The 16,128-nt window shown below is 43.2% G+C and carries 18 protein-coding genes and 1 pseudogene; 6 read left to right on the top strand and 13 right to left on the bottom strand.

The genetic code is table 11. The features are described 5' to 3' along the window. Positions 1-14 precede the first annotated feature (14 nt). From NAF19_RS07955 to NAF19_RS07920, 8 genes are read right to left on the bottom strand one after another with little or no spacing between them, the layout of a single operon-like run. Positions 15-278 (bottom strand): phosphopantetheine-binding protein, encoded by a 264-nt coding sequence (locus NAF19_RS07955; RefSeq protein ID WP_252789327.1) that lies wholly within the window; start codon positions 276-278, stop codon positions 15-17. Positions 279-286: 8 nt separating this feature from the next. Then, the gene (locus NAF19_RS07950) at positions 287-1,564 is read right to left on the bottom strand and encodes an ABC transporter permease (RefSeq protein ID WP_252789325.1); all 1,278 of its coding nucleotides are present in this window, start codon (positions 1,562-1,564) and stop codon (positions 287-289) included. Beyond that, entirely contained in the window at positions 1,557-2,318 is a 762-nt protein-coding gene (locus tag NAF19_RS07945) for an ABC transporter ATP-binding protein (RefSeq protein WP_252789323.1), read from the bottom strand. Before NAF19_RS07945 ends, NAF19_RS07950 begins: the two co-directional genes overlap by 8 nt. Then, positions 2,309-3,322: a BtrH-related acyltransferase DarH gene (darH, locus tag NAF19_RS07940; protein WP_252789321.1), complete on the bottom strand. Its 1,014-nt coding sequence runs from the start codon at positions 3,320-3,322 to the stop codon at positions 2,309-2,311. Before darH ends, NAF19_RS07945 begins: the two co-directional genes overlap by 10 nt. Next, positions 3,312-3,719 carry a flexirubin biosynthesis protein DarG gene (DarG, locus tag NAF19_RS07935; RefSeq protein ID WP_252789320.1) on the bottom strand — a complete coding sequence of 136 codons (408 nt, stop codon included), beginning with the start codon at positions 3,717-3,719 and terminating at the stop codon, positions 3,312-3,314. Before DarG ends, darH begins: the two co-directional genes overlap by 11 nt. Before the next feature lie 9 nt (positions 3,720-3,728). Next, entirely contained in the window at positions 3,729-4,877 is a 1,149-nt protein-coding gene (gene darB / locus NAF19_RS07930) for a dialkylresorcinol biosynthesis protein DarB (RefSeq protein ID WP_252789318.1), read from the bottom strand. A gap of 11 nt (positions 4,878-4,888) precedes the next feature. Beyond that, entirely contained in the window at positions 4,889-5,791 is a 903-nt protein-coding gene (locus NAF19_RS07925; RefSeq protein WP_252789317.1) for a hypothetical protein, read from the bottom strand. Between the two features lie 12 nt (positions 5,792-5,803). Further along, positions 5,804-6,298, bottom strand: a complete 495-nt coding sequence (locus tag NAF19_RS07920) for a hypothetical protein (RefSeq protein ID WP_252789316.1) — start codon at positions 6,296-6,298, stop codon at positions 5,804-5,806. Positions 6,299-6,553: 255 nt separating this feature from the next. On the opposite strand from NAF19_RS07920, the gene NAF19_RS07915 reads away from it, so the two are divergent. From NAF19_RS07915 to NAF19_RS07895, 5 genes are read left to right on the top strand one after another with little or no spacing between them, the layout of a single operon-like run. Then, positions 6,554-7,369: an SDR family oxidoreductase gene (locus NAF19_RS07915; protein WP_252789314.1), complete on the top strand. Its 816-nt coding sequence runs from the start codon at positions 6,554-6,556 to the stop codon at positions 7,367-7,369. 18 nt (positions 7,370-7,387) lie between these two features. Continuing rightward, positions 7,388-7,855: a 3-hydroxyacyl-ACP dehydratase FabZ family protein gene (locus tag NAF19_RS07910; RefSeq protein ID WP_252789312.1), complete on the top strand. Its 468-nt coding sequence runs from the start codon at positions 7,388-7,390 to the stop codon at positions 7,853-7,855. Next, entirely contained in the window at positions 7,848-9,125 is a 1,278-nt protein-coding gene (locus NAF19_RS07905; protein WP_252789311.1) for a beta-ketoacyl-[acyl-carrier-protein] synthase family protein, read from the top strand. Before NAF19_RS07910 ends, NAF19_RS07905 begins: the two co-directional genes overlap by 8 nt. Position 9,126: 1 nt before the next feature. Beyond that, a complete protein-coding gene (locus NAF19_RS07900) occupies positions 9,127-9,384 on the top strand; it encodes an acyl carrier protein (protein ID WP_252789309.1) in 258 nt (85 codons plus the stop codon). Then, entirely contained in the window at positions 9,381-10,043 is a 663-nt protein-coding gene (locus NAF19_RS07895; RefSeq protein WP_252789307.1) for a 4'-phosphopantetheinyl transferase family protein, read from the top strand. The genes NAF19_RS07900 and NAF19_RS07895 overlap by 4 nt, the downstream gene beginning before the upstream one ends. Before the next feature lie 119 nt (positions 10,044-10,162). Here NAF19_RS07895 and NAF19_RS07890 read toward each other — a convergent pair whose 3' ends face one another. The 3 genes from NAF19_RS07890 to fbp form a co-directional block, all read right to left on the bottom strand. Continuing rightward, positions 10,163-12,097 (bottom strand): PAS domain-containing sensor histidine kinase, encoded by a 1,935-nt coding sequence (locus tag NAF19_RS07890; protein WP_252789306.1) that lies wholly within the window; start codon positions 12,095-12,097, stop codon positions 10,163-10,165. Positions 12,098-12,276: 179 nt separating this feature from the next. Then, positions 12,277-13,539, bottom strand: coding sequence for a DUF1015 family protein (locus NAF19_RS07885; RefSeq protein WP_252789305.1), 1,263 nt, complete (start codon positions 13,537-13,539; stop codon positions 12,277-12,279). After that, positions 13,505-14,548 (bottom strand): class 1 fructose-bisphosphatase, encoded by a 1,044-nt coding sequence (gene fbp, locus NAF19_RS07880; RefSeq protein ID WP_252789304.1) that lies wholly within the window; start codon positions 14,546-14,548, stop codon positions 13,505-13,507. Before fbp ends, NAF19_RS07885 begins: the two co-directional genes overlap by 35 nt. Positions 14,549-14,731: 183 nt before the next feature. On the opposite strand from fbp, the gene NAF19_RS07875 reads away from it, so the two are divergent. Further along, positions 14,732-15,013 carry a hypothetical protein gene (locus NAF19_RS07875; RefSeq protein ID WP_252789302.1) on the top strand — a complete coding sequence of 94 codons (282 nt, stop codon included), beginning with the start codon at positions 14,732-14,734 and terminating at the stop codon, positions 15,011-15,013. Between the two features lie 80 nt (positions 15,014-15,093). Here the strand turns inward: NAF19_RS07875 and NAF19_RS30920 are convergent, their stop codons facing one another. Further along, positions 15,094-15,324 carry a glycoside hydrolase family 95-like protein gene (locus NAF19_RS30920; protein ID WP_440347862.1) on the bottom strand — a complete coding sequence of 77 codons (231 nt, stop codon included), beginning with the start codon at positions 15,322-15,324 and terminating at the stop codon, positions 15,094-15,096. A 6-nt stretch (positions 15,325-15,330) separates the two neighbouring features. Then, positions 15,331-15,999, bottom strand: a pseudogene (locus NAF19_RS07870) (glycosyl hydrolase family 95 catalytic domain-containing protein); the annotation flags it as partial. Positions 16,000-16,128 lie beyond the last annotated feature (129 nt).

Genomic DNA, 16,128 nt, shown 5'->3' with positions numbered 1-16,128 from the left:
TTTAAGACAAAAAATTACTTGCTTGAATGTTCCTGGATATAATCCGCCATGGTAGCCACATCAACCAGCACTTTGCGGCCTTCACGTGGATCGCGGATATCTATGCCGTATTCTTTTTTCAGCAGTACGATAAGTTCGAGAGAGTCAATGGAATCCAGTCCCAGGCCATCGCCAAATAGTGGCTCATCGTCTTTTATGTCGACTGGGGTAAGGTCGGTAAGGTTTAAAAACTTTATGATTTGGGTTTTTAGTTGTTCTTTGAGTGCTGTGGTCTCCATTGAGGCAATTATATTAAATTCTTTCGTTTTAACCCGATAAAGGTTACAAATTGAAACACAAGTGTAATAATAAACAAAGGTATGATATTGTTTACAACATCCTTTAATTTCCCACCTTCGAGGAATAAAGTGTAGTAGGCCTGTAAACACCAGTGCATCGGCGAAATATCCGCCGCCGACTTAAAAAAGCCCTGCATGGCAAAACTCGGCACCATTAAACCGCCTATGCTCGCCAGTATTACTATCGATACCGCACCAAAGCCATTAGCCTGTTCCTGCGTATCGGCAAATACGCCCACACAAATGGCATAACTAACCGCGCACCAGCCGCAAATTATGGTAACAATTACTAACGCCAGCAAGTCGGACGGTAAATTGAGCGCCGGCAACCCAAAAAACGGGAACAACCAGATACCCATTGAGAATATCACGGCGGCCTGCAAAATTGTAACCAGCAGGTAAACTATCTGTTTGGATAAAAGGCCAACCATATAATTAGTAGGCAATGTTTTTAAACGGATAAAACTGCCGCTTACCTTCTCCCTTACTACGCTGCCGCCTAAGGACATAATGATGAAAAACATGGCAAAAATAGTCCATGCCGGCACGTTGTGTTGGGTAGCGTTCGGGGTGATGCGTGTGCCGTCTTTACTTACTGCGATTTCGTTAATCGCAGTTTTGTTATTCAGCATTTCATTTTCAAGGCTTTCGGGCAGTTGCTTTTCATTGATAGAAAAGTAGAGGCTCCTTAAAGTCTCCCGACTTTCAACAAGTTGCAAGGCACTACCTACTGCGCCTTTTACCGATAGCCTGATTGATTCCTGCAGAATAGGATTATAATACAAGGTTAACGGGTCAACATCGTAAACTTTTTTTACCGTATCGCCCTGCAGCCCAAAGCTTGTTAGTGCTTTGCCTGCAATATTTTTTGATTTTGCCGAAACCCGGGCGGAGAAATTTGCAGGAATAATAACACCCAGCATCGCATCTCGCTGGTGCATAATTTCTGTTATTGATTTTTCAGTTTGGGGGCCTTTTACCTGCGATACCCTAAACATCCCGATTTTATCGATGGCTTTTACCAGTTGTTTGCTTGCCTGCCCTGTATCGCTGTTATTGATGAGTATCGACAGCCGGTTTTTGTTAACCAGTTGAAAAGTGCTGTTCTGGATGCTGGTAACCACCACCACCAAAATAATGGGCATCACAAACATCAGCGAAATGCCCACCTTGTCGCGCAGCAAAATGCGGATATCCTTTATTATGGTGGCCTTTAACTTAAACATCGTTTCTTATATCCTTTCCGGTTAAGTTCAAAAACATCTGTTCAAGGCTTTCCTGCTTATGATCGGCCATTAATTTGTCTAAGCTATCTTGTGCTATAATTTTGCCATTGTCAATCAGGGCAACTTGTTTGCAAAGATCTTCGGCCTCGCTTAGCTGGTGAGAGGTATAAATCAGCGTTGTGCCGCCTTTATTCAATTCCAGCAGATAAGCAATAATCGCGTGGCGGGTTTGCACATCCACCCCTACCGTCGGCTCATCTAAAAATATAATTTCAGGTTTATGTATTACGCCGATGGCTAAATTAACCCTTCGCTTCATACCGCCACTAAACTTGTCGACCGGTTTATTGCGCACCTCATCCAGTCCTAAAATATCAAGCAGTTCATCCGAACGTTGCTTAATGGTTTGTTTGTCTAAACCGCTCCAGGCGCCAAAAAACTGCAGGTTTTCCACCGGGCTGAGTTCCTGGTAAAATGAGAAATCCTGCGGTACAAAGCCAAACAGCTTATTAACAGCATTGTTATGTTTGCCAACTTCCTGGCCTAAAAGCTTGATATGTCCTTCATCTACCGACAGCAGGCCCGTCATCAGGCTAATGAGCGTGGTTTTTCCTGCCCCATTTGGGCCGAATAACCCAAAGCGCTCACCTTTAGCTATCTGCAAATTCAGCTTAGAAAACGACACCACGGAATTGCCCGGGTATTTAAAACCAATATTTTCAATATCTATAGCTAAAGGGGTGCTTACCGCCATTTTATTTGCTTTAAAGTTTCAAACGCAGTTTTCTCAATTGCTGCAATTTCAAGGAGGTAATCGCCCATGGCATTAAATTCTTCCTGGGTGCTAAGGCGCCCCTTGTAAATCCCCGCTGCATGAACGGCGGCTGTGCGCCACATATCGCCCGATTTAGTGAATATACGAGATATATCACACAAACCGTTTTCAGGCAGGTAAATATTTGCCTGCTGCAAAAATGCGCCATATATGTATCGGAAACCACCACCGCCGGTGCCAATCTCTTCCTGCATGCGCACCATTTGTGCAAGGTACAAGCCGGCTTTCTCCAGCCCAAGCTTATCGCGCCATTTCTTTATTTTAAGGCCGGTATTTTTTATGCCGCTCACGCCGGCAAAGCTGCCGGGAATATTCAACATATTGTATACATTTTTTTTGATACCGCCTTTAATGGCCTGCCTTATCTGGTCGTCGGTAATGGTTTTATTTTCTTTTGGATAGTAAATATGCCCTTTAGGCGATAGCGCACCTTTTGCAAAACGAACCCTTTCCAATTGGTAACTATCCATCACGTTTGTCCCCTCCATTATTGGGTCGCTAACTAAATAGTTGTCGCCGTCGTTTCCGTAAACAATTAAATTATGCGCGTTAAAATGGAAACGGTACTCTTTTGGGAAATAAGGTAAATAGTAAACCCCTACCTGGCAGCCAACTGCGTGGCCATTAACCAGGCACTCATCCAGATAAATTTGAGCTTTTTCCTTCGAGCTAAATTTTTTGCTGACCACCGCAATCTCCAGCGATTTGCAGGTACGCTTAAATATATGCCCCGGGAACGTGCGAAAAGCTATCGCCGGGCCATTATTAATCTTTATAAACGGTACGTAAACATAAAACAACCCAGCCCCTATGCCAAAGGCCAGCGGTTCGGTAATTTTACCGCCGGATGCACTCCACAATAAGTTGCTGGTTACGCCCGATTCACAATGTGCAGCCTGACGATGTTCAAAATCAATCTTCATGCACGGTCATAGTTTTAAGGTCATCCACCTTTGTATTAAACGCTTCGGCGTATTTTTGTAGTTTATTATCGGACAATGTGTTGAATACTTCCGGCTTTAAATGCCTTTTTACCTGCCACTTCCAAAAGCCGGTATAGCCTGCTAAAATTGCGACGTCCATCAGCCTGTATTCCATAAAAAATAAAAGGGGACTTGCCTTGCCTTCCAAAACCTGCTGCCTCGCGGCTGCAATCCGTTTTTCAATGTCGCTCCAGGCTGTATCAAGCGCTGTGATTTTTACCTCCCAGCCGCTGCTTAGCTTGGTTACATATTTACCATCGTTATCCGTTGCATAGCAAACTTCTTTGGTAATTTTTCCAAGCGAGCTTAAATCCTGTGGCACTTCATCCTTCTTCATTTGGTCTACTTAGCAAACGGTGAGCATGGCGTACATATATGAGAAACGCGCGCTTTCAGGAACCAGGCAAAGAATTTTCTCACCTTTCTTTAAACGGCCGCTTTTAAACAGTTCGTCAATCATCAGGTAAATTGATGCTGCACCCACGTTACCCACAGTATAAAGGTTGATAAACCATTTTTCGTAAGGGATGCCGCCGCCATAAATCTCGATCATATCGTAAATCTTGCTCTTGAAGAAGTTACTGCTGATGTGCGGTAAAAAGTAGTCTATATCGTCGACGCCAAGCCCTTTTTTCTCAAATATCTCCTTAATCTTTCTGCCTCCAAGCGGTACGATATTATCACTTAACAATGTAATATCCTGTTTTACGCTGAAGATGGATTTGGTCATGATCTCTTCGGGCGTATAGTCCATAAAGCCTTTTAAGGTGCCATCTTCCTGCTTTTCGCCACCCATATACATGCAGGTGGCCATTTCGTTTGCGTAAGATACGCCCTCGATCCACTCAACACGCAGTGAAAGCCCTTCTTCGTTTGGTTTATCCGTCATTAAAAATGCCGATGCGCCATCGCTTAGCATCCATCTTAAAAAATCCTTTTGGAAAGCAATGAAAGGGTTTTCTTCCATTTCTTTAAGCTTTTGCGCTTCTTCTTCAAAAACTTCAGATACCAACAAACCTGAAAACCGTTCCGAACCCGTTGCTACCGCCTTTGTAACCTCGCCCGATTTAATAGCCAGGTAAGCATATTTTAAAGCATGCATCCCTGCACAGCAAACACCTGACGGCGATACCACCTCGATCCCCCCAACTTCGGGTATCCAGCCATGTGTCATTACGCCGTGGCTCGGCATCATCTGGTCGGGCGACGAAGTACCGCATGAAAGCAATTCGAGGCCTTTCATTTTTTCGGGGTCGTTATCAAATAAAGCCCTTACCGCTTCGGCAGTCATCTGGGCATTGGTATGGGTAGATTTGTGATCCTTATCAAGCGCATAATAACGGTTTACTATACCATTGTTGCGCAGCACAATTTTTTTCGATTTTGATGGCCTATTATCAATATACCCCAGGTACTGCTCCATTTCGTCGTTCGAAACAGGCTCGTTTGGGAAAAACGCAGCGGTATGGTTGATATAAACTTTGGTATCAGACATTTTAGGGAATCTTAATTTATTACTTGTAAGTATTTTAATTTATTACGTTTAATTCGTTTTGACGAAAAAGGTTTTAAAAATATTGCATCGAGCGTTAATAAAACAGGCGCGCCCAAAAATAATGCAACAAAAAGATAATATTTAAATGCGCTAAGCCAGGGCGTGCGGTTCTTTCGTCCGGCAATAATCTTTGCCCACACAGCAAATATCGGTTTGGCCCGTGCCTCAATAAACATCAGCTTATAGTTAATTTCGACGGCTTTTTGGGCTATTAACTCGTCCTGCAGCGTGTCCCAGCTGCCGTTTTCAAGATGACTAGCTACCGTTGCGCCGTATACAGCTGTTGCAGCAATATCCTGTTCGGAAACACCCGGCTTGGGGAAGATATTTAAATACCTATCTTTTTTGCCGGTTAGCATCCAATAAAAAATGGTTACGAAACTTATGGGATTTGGATGCTTATCCAGCAACGCGATGTTGCCAACCAAATTCGCACCGGCATACTTTATCATATTGCGCACCCTAACGTAGGAGTTTATCCACATATTACGGCCGGCACTGATGGTTACCATCGGTGTATCTTTTATCATTGCTTTAAACTCATCACTTTGCAGCAGAGAATTTGTCGGGATGCTTGGCGATAAAAACCAGGGTTGGTAGCCTAAAATAACCAAGTCGTAGTTAGTTTCTTTTAAATTCAGGGTCTCGATAGGCTCCGGGATACCCAACACACATGAGGGCATAACCGAAAAAAAGCGCTTGCCTGTCCATGGGAAATCATAGCTATTTACCATCTTTACCTGTACTTTTTCGACAGAGGCGCCGGCTTTAACAAGCGGGGCGGTAAACGTGTCAATAATTTCACCCATCTGGCCTGATTGGGTATAGTAAATTGCCAGGACTTTTTTACTCATTGGGGCACAAAGTTACAATTCTTCCGCATGCAGAACTTTTGATTTTTTACAATAATCTCTGATAGCATGCTGCACCGATTCAGGCAGGCTTTTGAAATTCTTCAGCACAAATGCTTTGTCTTTTTCAATATCAAAATGATACTTTACAATTTTCGGCGCGTGTTCTTCAATCGCCAACCGCAAAAAATGGTATTCAGTATTATCATTGTCTGCCAATAATGCCGTTTCTAATTTTATCCGGCCGGCCTTAAAGAATTTCAGCTTTTGCCCCGGTACCGCTACCTTGTCTGCCTTACGCATCAACAGGGCACCGTCGTATCCTTCTTTATTTGGCGATGATGAAGCTTGTACAATTTCAATCTGGCTGTTTATAGCCGTCAAATTGCCTTCATCCATCACCTTATAAAATTCGGCTTTTTCAAATTTTTGCTGGGCAGATGTTGTTTTGGCAAACCCGGCAATCAACAGGAAAACAAAGACCGTTTTCCATTTATAAACAATTTTCATAGCTATCAAACATAAATAAAATATAAGTTTCGGCAACTCAATTAAATGCAAAAATTGGCAGTTTGCCAAAATCCACCATAATTGTTACTGACATGTAACATACAAGCCCGCCAATTGTTATAATATATGTAATACATACACTATATTTAAGCTATTTTTGCTTACTTTGACGGCTAATTAAGGAGTATTGCACCCAATAAGTTAACGTTAACATAACAAAGACAGGTTAAAACTGCAAAGGTTTAAGGAGTTTTAATGGATAAACATCTACAATTTAAAGATTTATGGGCGGTTATTTTGGGTGGTTCGGGTGGATTCGGCTTTGCCGCGGCCGAAAAACTGGCCAAGCACGGTATGAACGTAGCTGTTATTTACCGCGAGAATAAAGCCGCCGATAAAGCTCTTAAAGAACAGCTCGTTCAAATTGCGCAGTCCAATTCCGTAAAAATTTTACCGTACAACATTAATGCGTTGGATGCTACCGCGCGGGAATCCTTTGTAACCGAATTTGCTGCTATCGCTTCTGAAGGCAGCGTGAAATTATTGCTTCACAGTATTGCCCGCGGTAATTTAAAACCACTCACCATTAAGGGTAATAAAGGCGATGAGGCGTATAACACCTTGTCAATTGACGATATCCAAATGACTACCTACGCCATGAGCAACAGTTTGCTGGATTGGACAAAATCTATTTTAAATGCCGGCCTTTTTAATAATGACGGGCGCATTATAGGCCTCACCAGCGAAGGCGCACACAAGTACTGGGAAGGTTACGCAGCAGTATCTATCGCTAAGGCGTCGCTGGAAAGCCTGGCAAAATATATGGCGGTTGAGTTTAGTATTTATGGATTGAAAACCAACATAATACAAGCCGGCGTAACTGCAACGGCATCGCTAAAAATGATCCCCGGGAGCGAAAAATTATTAGTGATCGGCGCTGAACGTAATCCTTTTAAAAGATTAACAAAACCAGATGACGTTGCCGGTGTTATCTACCTGCTGTGCACAGACGAGGCCGCCTGGATAAATGGTTCAATTATTCATGCAGACGGAGGCGAGCACTGCCGGTAGTAATAATTAAATGCATACATGAACAATCATATATTAAACCATTTACCTTATAAATCGTCTTTCCGTTTTGTAGATAATATATCACTGCTGAGTGAAAACGAGGTTAGAGGCGAGTACACGCTAAAACAGGATTCGTTTTTTTACGAGGACCATTTTGCAGGCAACCCGGTAACACCCGGGGTGATTATCACTGAAATTATGGCGCAAATTGGCCTGGTGGTATTAGGTATATTTTTAATTTTGAAGGAGACTGATTTGAATTTTGACGATGATGACAATTTATTTCCCCTGCTCACATCAACCGACGTATCCTTTTTTAAGATGGTTTTACCGGGGCAAAAAGTAACAGTGGTTTCTAAAAAGCAATATTTTCGCTTCGGCAAATTAAAATGTTATGTGGAGATGCTTGACAGCGAGCACGAATTAGTTGCAAGCGGGATGTTTTCGGGGATTATAAAAAATATCGACTTGAAAAAAAATGGGTAAGCGTGTAGTGGTAACCGGGATGGGTGTAGTATCGCCAAACGGCGTAGGTATCCCGGCTTTTTTACATGCTATACAAAACGGCATATCGGGTATAAAGTTTATGCCGCGCTACCAGGAGCTTAACTTTAGCTGCCAGGTTGCGGGTATGCCCGCTTTTGATTGGGAGAGCTTAAAAACAAAAAACTATATCTCTGAAGTGGTTTTTCACGGGCTTAAAGGTACTAACATTGGTTACGGCTTAGTCGCCGCCATGGATGCCTGGGCCGACTCAGGAATGGATTGCGAAACTGAGGAACCGCGCTGGGAGACAGGCTGTGTTTTTGGTAACAGTATTGCCGATACCGAGGCTATGAAAAATGTTATCGCCAAGGTCGACAACAAGGAAGCCAAAAAGCTTGGTTCGCGGGTAGTTGAGCAGGCTATGAATAGCGGGGTAACGTCCTATATTTCGGGCAGATTGGGCCTCGGAAATAAAGTAGTGACCAATTCATCTGCTTGTGCCACAGGCACGCAAGCTATTTTAATGGGCTATGAATTTATAAAAGATGGTTATGCCAAACGGATGCTGGTGGGCAGCACAGAACATGTAGACACCTACGTTTATGGTGCGTTCGACTCGATGCGGGTCCTCTCGCGCAAATTTAACGATACCCCCGAAAAGGCATCGAGGCCAATGAGTATTACGGCCGGTGGCTTTGTGCCTGGTTCAGGGTCGGGTGCGTTGGTGTTGGAGGATTTGGATTTTGCGCTGGAACGCGGCGCGCACATTTACGCCGAGGTTTTGGGCGGTTCGAGCAATTCGGGCGGACAAAGGCTTGGCGGAACAATGACAGCAGCCAACTCTACCGGTGTGGTAAGGTGTATTACGGAAGCAATGTCAATGGCCGGCATCGGGTCCGATCAAATTGATTTAATAAGCGGCCATTTAACCGCAACTAATGCCGACAGGCAGGAAATTCAAAACTGGATAACAGCTTTGGGCCGGGGCGGGGATGATTTTCCGCTGACCAACTCATTGAAGTCGATGATAGGCCATTCGCTTAGCGCGGCAGGTTCCATTGAAACTGTGGCATCCATATTGCAGATAGTGCACGGGTTTGTACATCCGAATATAAATTTTGAGGATCCAAACCCCGAGATAGCAAACCTGGTAAGTTTGGAAAAACTGCCGGTTAAAATGATAAAAAAAGAAGTTAACATTGCAGCTAAAGCAAATTTTGGCTTTGGGGATGTGAACTCCTGTTTAATACTAAGTAAATACAACAAATAAAATGACAAGAACGGAAATTTTAGATGAGCTCAAAAAGGTAATTGCGCCCTATACTACTAACAAGGAGATGCTTGCAAGCATCAATGAGCAAACTGACCTCATCAAAGATTTGAAAATCAATTCGGCAAACCTGGTTGATATAATTATAGATGCAGAAGCTAAATATGATATCGAAATTGACTACGATTCGGCAGATAAAATGGTGAACGTAGGTACCTGTATTGATGTGATAAGCGAAAAACTAAATGAAAAGGCATGATTAGTACGGGTAACGATATTGTAGCACTAAGTGCAATAAACGCTGCCCGCACCAATCAACATAAATTTTACTCCAAAATACTCACTGAGTCCGAAACTCCCCTTTACAACGAGCTCAGTTTAGCTGGAATACCTTTCGAAGATTTTGTGTGGTTATTATGGTCGATAAAAGAATCGGCCTATAAATTCCTGCAAAGGCATGACGCCGGTTTGGTTTTTACACCGGTAAAGTTTGTAGTTAAAGAATTACACCTGCAGCCTGCTTATATCATTGAAAAATTCGATGGTATTACAGAAGAGGGAGCTGGATTTAACGGATATCCGGCTTTAACCGGCATTGTAACATTTGGGAAAGTCGAGCTCCACTCCTGCTCACTATTGTATGATAAATTAATATCGACGGTAATTAATGATACTGACGATTTCCTAAATGTCTATTGGGGATTTAAGCTGGTTTCTGACACCGCCCATGAAAACCAATCAAACGAAGTAAGGCAGTTTTTAATTGAAAGAATGAAATGTCTTTACGGCGAATTTGATTTCAGGATAGATAAAAATAAAAATGGCTGTCCAATCTTGTTTAAGGGAAACGAGGAAACGAGCGTCCCTGTTTCGTTATCTCACCATGAAAATATAATTGGTTATGCTTTTCGAGGTTGATATGCATGCTTTTCTTTAACCGCGGAGACACTGAGGAAAAACGCAGAGCACACAGAGAAAAAATATCAAACTGACAGGCTCTGTGTTCTCTGTGCATCCTCTGTCACTCCGTGGTTATTTTAACCAGCTTTACTTTTATACGCTCCCTTCTCCAGCAGCAACGTTATTTTAAATTCAGTCCATTTGCCCAATTCGCTTTCAACGCTTATCGTTCCGCCAAGGCTTTCTACCTGCATTTTTACCATAAAAAGCCCCATGCCCTTGCCTTCTACACTGTGGTCAAAGCGTTTATAAAGGCCGAACAACTGTTTGCTGTTTTTATCAAGGTCGATGCCTTTGCCGTTATCTTTAAAGCTGATGATCACCTTGTCTTTTTTTAGCACAGTGCTGATATGGATTATCGGGTCGACCTCGGTGCGGCGATACTTAATGCTGTTTACAATTAGATTTTGAAAAATACTGTATATGTAGCTTTTAAGGATATACAATTCATCAATCCAGCTAAAATCATAGAAGATGGATACGTTGTTAGCCGCTATCATATCCTGCAAACCCGACTTTATTTCGGTAATCAATACCGGAAGCGATACCAACTCATTTTTATCGTTTAACTGGTTACCTGTTTGTAAAATCTGGTTGAGGTCCATAATTACTTTATCGAGATTTTTCACTGATAGGGCAAGCGAGTCGATCGCTGTTATACAATCGGGGTCGGCATGGTCAAAACAATTCAGCAAATCCGACAACCCCTTTATATTCGCTACCGGCGATCGTAAATTATGTGATATAATGTAGGTAAACTGCTCCAGGTCATTGTTGCGTTTAACCAGGTCGGCAGTAATTTTTTCCCGCTCAAGCTCAGCCATTTTCTTTTCAGTGATGTTCCTGATAAACACTGACAAGCCTGAAGGCGAAGGATAAATATGATTTTCCTGCCATAGATTCAAGGGGGCATAATAATCCTGGTGACAAGTATATTGCTGCTTTTTCATGGCCGCATTAAAGGCCTTGTGGGTATGCGAGCCAACTGCTTTCGGGAAAACTTCCCATACATTACGTCCTACCAAAGATTCGGGAGTGCAGCCCAGCATTTCGCCGATTTTCCTATTGGCATAAGTATAGCAAAAATTGGTATCCAAAGCTATAAAGCCGTCAGTAATGCTTTCTAATATATTTTCCACCTGCGCATTTTTTTTTTGTATTTCTTCCTCGGCATTTTTCCGCCCGGTTATATCCCTAAAATTGCAAACAATGGCCGCAATGCTTTTGTCGTTAAGCATATTGGTAAAAATACACTCAACCCATAAGTAGTGCCCATTTTTATGCATCACCCTAAAGCTGCACACCATTGGCACCCTTGGGTTCAGTATTAAATCGGTAAACAATTGCTCTACCTGTTCTTTTTCATCCGGATGAATGAGTCCTGTAAATTCATAACCATCGCGGGCCGTATTGCTCCAGCCTGTTATCTCTTCCGACGATATACTACGGTAAACAATATGCAGGTTTTGATCGAACAGGGTAATACCGTCATAGCTATTTTCGATCAGTTTGCGAAAACGCAGTTCGTTGGTTATTATTTTTTTGGTGTTTTCCCGCACCCTCTTTTCCAGTTCGGCATGCAGTCCTTCGCGCCGTTCGTCTTGCAACTTACGCTCGGTTATGTCTCTCACAATTATTGCAAAACCAGCCAAATGCCCCGCATCGTTGTAAACTGTGGTAAAAACCACGTTCGCCCAAAATGCCGACCCATCTTTACGCACCCGCCAGCCTTCGCTTTCAAACGAACCAAACTTTAGCGCCTTATTCAGGTGATTGCGTGGTTCGTTATTCTCAGCATCTTTTGCGGTGTAAAAAATGGTTATGTGCTTGCCGATAATTTCATCCTCGCGGTAAGTCATAATGTTGGTTGCACCGGGGTTCCAGCTCATTATGCAGCCGTTGGGGTCAATCATAAAGATGGCGTAATCCTTTACGTTTGCTACAAGCAGGCGAAAAAGCTTTTCGTCGACGCTTTGGTTTAATGATGGCGGTTCGGGACTGTAGTTTTGCAAAATTGTGATAAGGTTTAGGTTAAAGTATTTATAGAGCAGCGATTTGGTATTCTTTTGTTTAACAACATATCAATTAATGAATGGTTAAATTTAGAAACTAAAAATCTGCAGTGCAACGGGTATTATAACGGTATTTACAGGGGGTGAAATAACGGTGCGAGGCGGGTGAAATAACGGGGTTAACTATGCCTGAACATTAAAAGGCCATATGGTACCTTTGGTGTAATCCACGTTGACTTAGGGGGTAATATCTCGCCGGCATCGGCTACTTTAAGCAACTGCTCAACAGAAAGCGGACAAAGTGTAAAGACCACTGCTTGCGGGTGTTCCTCCAGCAAGGCTTGTATTTCTTCAATAGCTTTATCGCCGCCAATGCATTTTAAACGGGTGTCGGCCCCAGGATCAGTGATGCCAAATATGGGGGCCAAAACCTGGTTTTGAAGTATCGATACGTCAAGGCTATCAGCATTTTCCCCGGCAGGCGGAATAATCGGCGCCAGGCTAAACCAGCGGCCTGCCAGGTGCATCCCCATTTGGGTTTTCTCTTTCGGCTGCAAAGGCTTGTTACCGTGTATACGCTTAGCATCAAAATTTTCCATTATCCTATCTAATACTTCGTGTTTGTCTATCGCCGTCGCAGGTAATACCACGCGGTCATATTCCTGCATCCGTAATTGGTCGGTAGCCATATAAAGCGATGTGATGGTATCAAACACCGGTAAGCCGGCAGCCTGTTGTTCCTGCGCCAGCATCCTGGCCGATTTAAGCCGATGATGCCCGTCAGCAACATACACAACATCCACTTGTGCAAAAGCATCTGTTAGTTTTTTAATTGTCGCCTCGTCCTCAATTTTCCAAAGCCTGTGGAAAGCTTCGCGGTTGCCAAAACTTGTTTTTTTCGTTTTCTCCCTGGTTTCAGCAATTATCCGGTTTATTACCATGCTTGGCGGATAGGTTAATAATACCGGGTTACCCTCCAACCCTGTGTGTTGCCTGTAGTTTTTAAGCCTGCGCACACTGTCGTCAAGAGTAAGCTCGTGTATTTTCACCTTGCCTGTTGTATAATCCGCCAAACCGGTGAGCGCCCAAATGCCGGTTTGGCGGTAGTTTTTATGTGCTATTTCATAAACGTATATGCCGGGTTTTGCATCCTGCCAAAGCCTGTTGTTACTTAGCAAACTTTGGAGCTTGTTCTTCACCTCTTCAAAAGCATCCGCCTGTAGTTCGGGTATTTCGGGCCTTTGCCTTGCTACAGTTTCTAACAAAGTTTTAAGCGGTGGTAGCGCCCCACTTTTGTTTAAATTGCCGGCTACTGATTCGGCCTGCATGGTGGTAAACACTAACTGGTCGGCGTAAACCGGGCTGGGCCTGATGGCGCTAAATGGGTAAATATTTGCCATCAGCTGTTTAAAAAGCGTTTGCTGTTTCGTGTTCCTTAACATCCGGTAATAATTCCCCAGCCATAAAACTCTCCGCCTTGCGAACCATTTGCTCCGAGCCAATGAAAATTGGCGAACGCTGATGCAGCTCTGTGACATCGATGTCCAAAATCCGTGAAGCGCCGTTGGTTGCTCTTCCTCCCGCCTGCTCTATTAAAAAGGCCATGGGGTTGCACTCATAAACCAACCGCAGCTTGCCGCTAGGTGCCGAAGCTGTAACAGGGTAAATAAATATACCGCCTTTTATTAAATTACGGTGAATGTCAGCCACCATCGAACCGATATAACGTGATGAATATGGCCTGCTGGTGGCTTTATCCTCTACCTGGCAATATTTAATATACCGCTTAACCCCTTGCGGAAAATGGACATAGTTGCCCTCGTTTATGGAGTAGATAAGCCCGCTTTCGGGCATTTGCATGTTTGGGTGTGACAGGCAAAATTCACCTATCGAGGGATCAAGTGTGAAGCCATTTACGCCCTTACCAGTGGTGTACACCAGCATGGTTGATGAGCCGTATATTACGTAGCCAGCTGCCACTTGTGCTGTTCCGTTTTGCAGCACATCGTCAATAGTAGCGGGGCCGTCTATCGAACGCCTGCGGTAAATAGAAAAGATGGTACCTACAGGCACGTTAACGTCGATATTCGAAGATCCGTCCAATGGGTCGATAGCGACGATGTAATTGGCATTTTTTGAAACATCGGTATCCAGGCGGATAATGTCTTCATTTTCTTCGGATGCTACAATACAACATTCACCACCGCTTTTTAGGGCTGATATAAACTGCTCGTTGGCATATACATCAAGTTTTTGCTGGCTTTCCCCCTGTATGTTGGTGCTGCCTGCATTTCCTAAAATGTCCATTAAACCGGCCTTGTTAACCTCGCGGTTAACAATTTTGGCGGCAATGCCAATATCGCGCAGCAAGCGTGAAAGCTCACCTTTGGCATAAGGAAAATCGGCCTGTTTTTCAATAATAAATTGCCCTAAAGTCATGAAGTTTTTCATAGGCTTAGTGTATAATATACATAAATATTCGATATAGTTTATGGGCGAAGATAAGCAGATAACATGCCAAAAAACAAAATTATAAAGCAAAATAATGCTAACAGTTTGTAATTTATGACGTGTTAAATAAACACTAAGTGTATTGAAATAAAAACTAAATATTTGGTTTAAATGATTTAAAAGGTGATTAAACAGAAAAACGGGGGTGGAATTTTTCTCCTCAAAACGCCGTCTAAAAAGTGGCCTTTATTAACAAAGAATACTGGGTTTGCAGCAAATGTTGTGGATTTTGAAACATCTGGAAAATGCACAGCGCAAAAACTGCCTCACAAAATCCATAAAACAGCAAAGCCTCCGGGCAATCCGGGAGGCCTTATTATGGAAAGTGCATCATTTGAAAATGACTTTTGGCCATTCTCTCAAGCACCTATTGTACCGGTCTTAACTTCGCCCGCCCGCTTGTAACTAGCAAAGATCCCCCCCCCCGGCGTAACCAAACTCTCCGTTAATGCAAATGCCCTTGGAAACATATTTGAAATTGGTGCTCATTTCAATCGTTCCGATAAAACTTCTTTGAGCTGACCATTTACCCGGAGCTTTACCTTTTCAGGTTTTTCAGAGTAAATTTGATAAAAGATAACTTTGCCATTAACCCATTTGCAGTTAATTGTAAATCCGCCGCGTGCCTTAAACCCATAAAAGGCTCCTTCAGTTGCCCAATTTTTTGGAATAGCTGGCAACAGTTGTATTTCACCTGCCTGGCTTTGCAAAAGCATTTCGGCAATTGCGCCGCTTATACCGAAATTACCATCCATTTGAAAAGGGGGATGACTGGTAAAGAGGTTGGGCAGGGTATTGTAGGTAAGTAACCCTCTAATCATCATGCCCGCCTTTTCGCCATCTCCTAAACGAGCCCATAATGCACAACGCCAGGGCCATGTCCATGACCTCCTGCTATCGCCAACTGTTGATTCAAGGGTGAATGGTGTATTAATATTTTTTCCATAGTTACCACTCCTGCTCCGCAGTGCAATAATCGCCGCTTTAGCAAGTTTGGGTGTTTCGTTTAAGCTAATTTGACGTCCCGGATACACAGCAAACAGATGCGATGTATGACGATGCTGATCGTCGGGGTCATCCCTGTCGGCTTGCCATTCCTGCAGCTGCCCCCACTTGCCAATTTTGTTGGGGGCAAGATGAGCCTGCATATCTGCAATTTTTATCTGATAATCAACATCAATACCCAGTGCTTTTGCGGCCTCTGCATAATTTTGAAAGAGATCCCATACCAGTTGCTGGTCGTGCATCACGCCGTCTTCCCGCGGGCCATGTTCCGGCGACCATCCGTTGGGCACCATCAATGTTCCATCGGGCATCACTTTTAACCGATCTTCCCAATACTGGCAAATTTCTTTTAGTATGGGATAAGCAGTATTTTTAAGGTAGGCTTTATCATTCGTAAATCACTGTTGTCCGGTAAAAATAAAAAATAGAATTAAAATGGGGTTTGTGTTAAATAGAAGCTTTTTTTGGTAAATATTGAAAAACACACCCCCTCAAGTTTTAAAAAGCGATAATTG

It is taken from the genome of Mucilaginibacter flavidus, assembly GCF_024055575.1.
GTDB lineage: Bacteria > Bacteroidota > Bacteroidia > Sphingobacteriales > Sphingobacteriaceae > Mucilaginibacter > Mucilaginibacter flavidus.
Note: the sequence above shows the minus strand (reverse complement) of the source record. Positions and strands in the feature narration are given on the sequence as shown.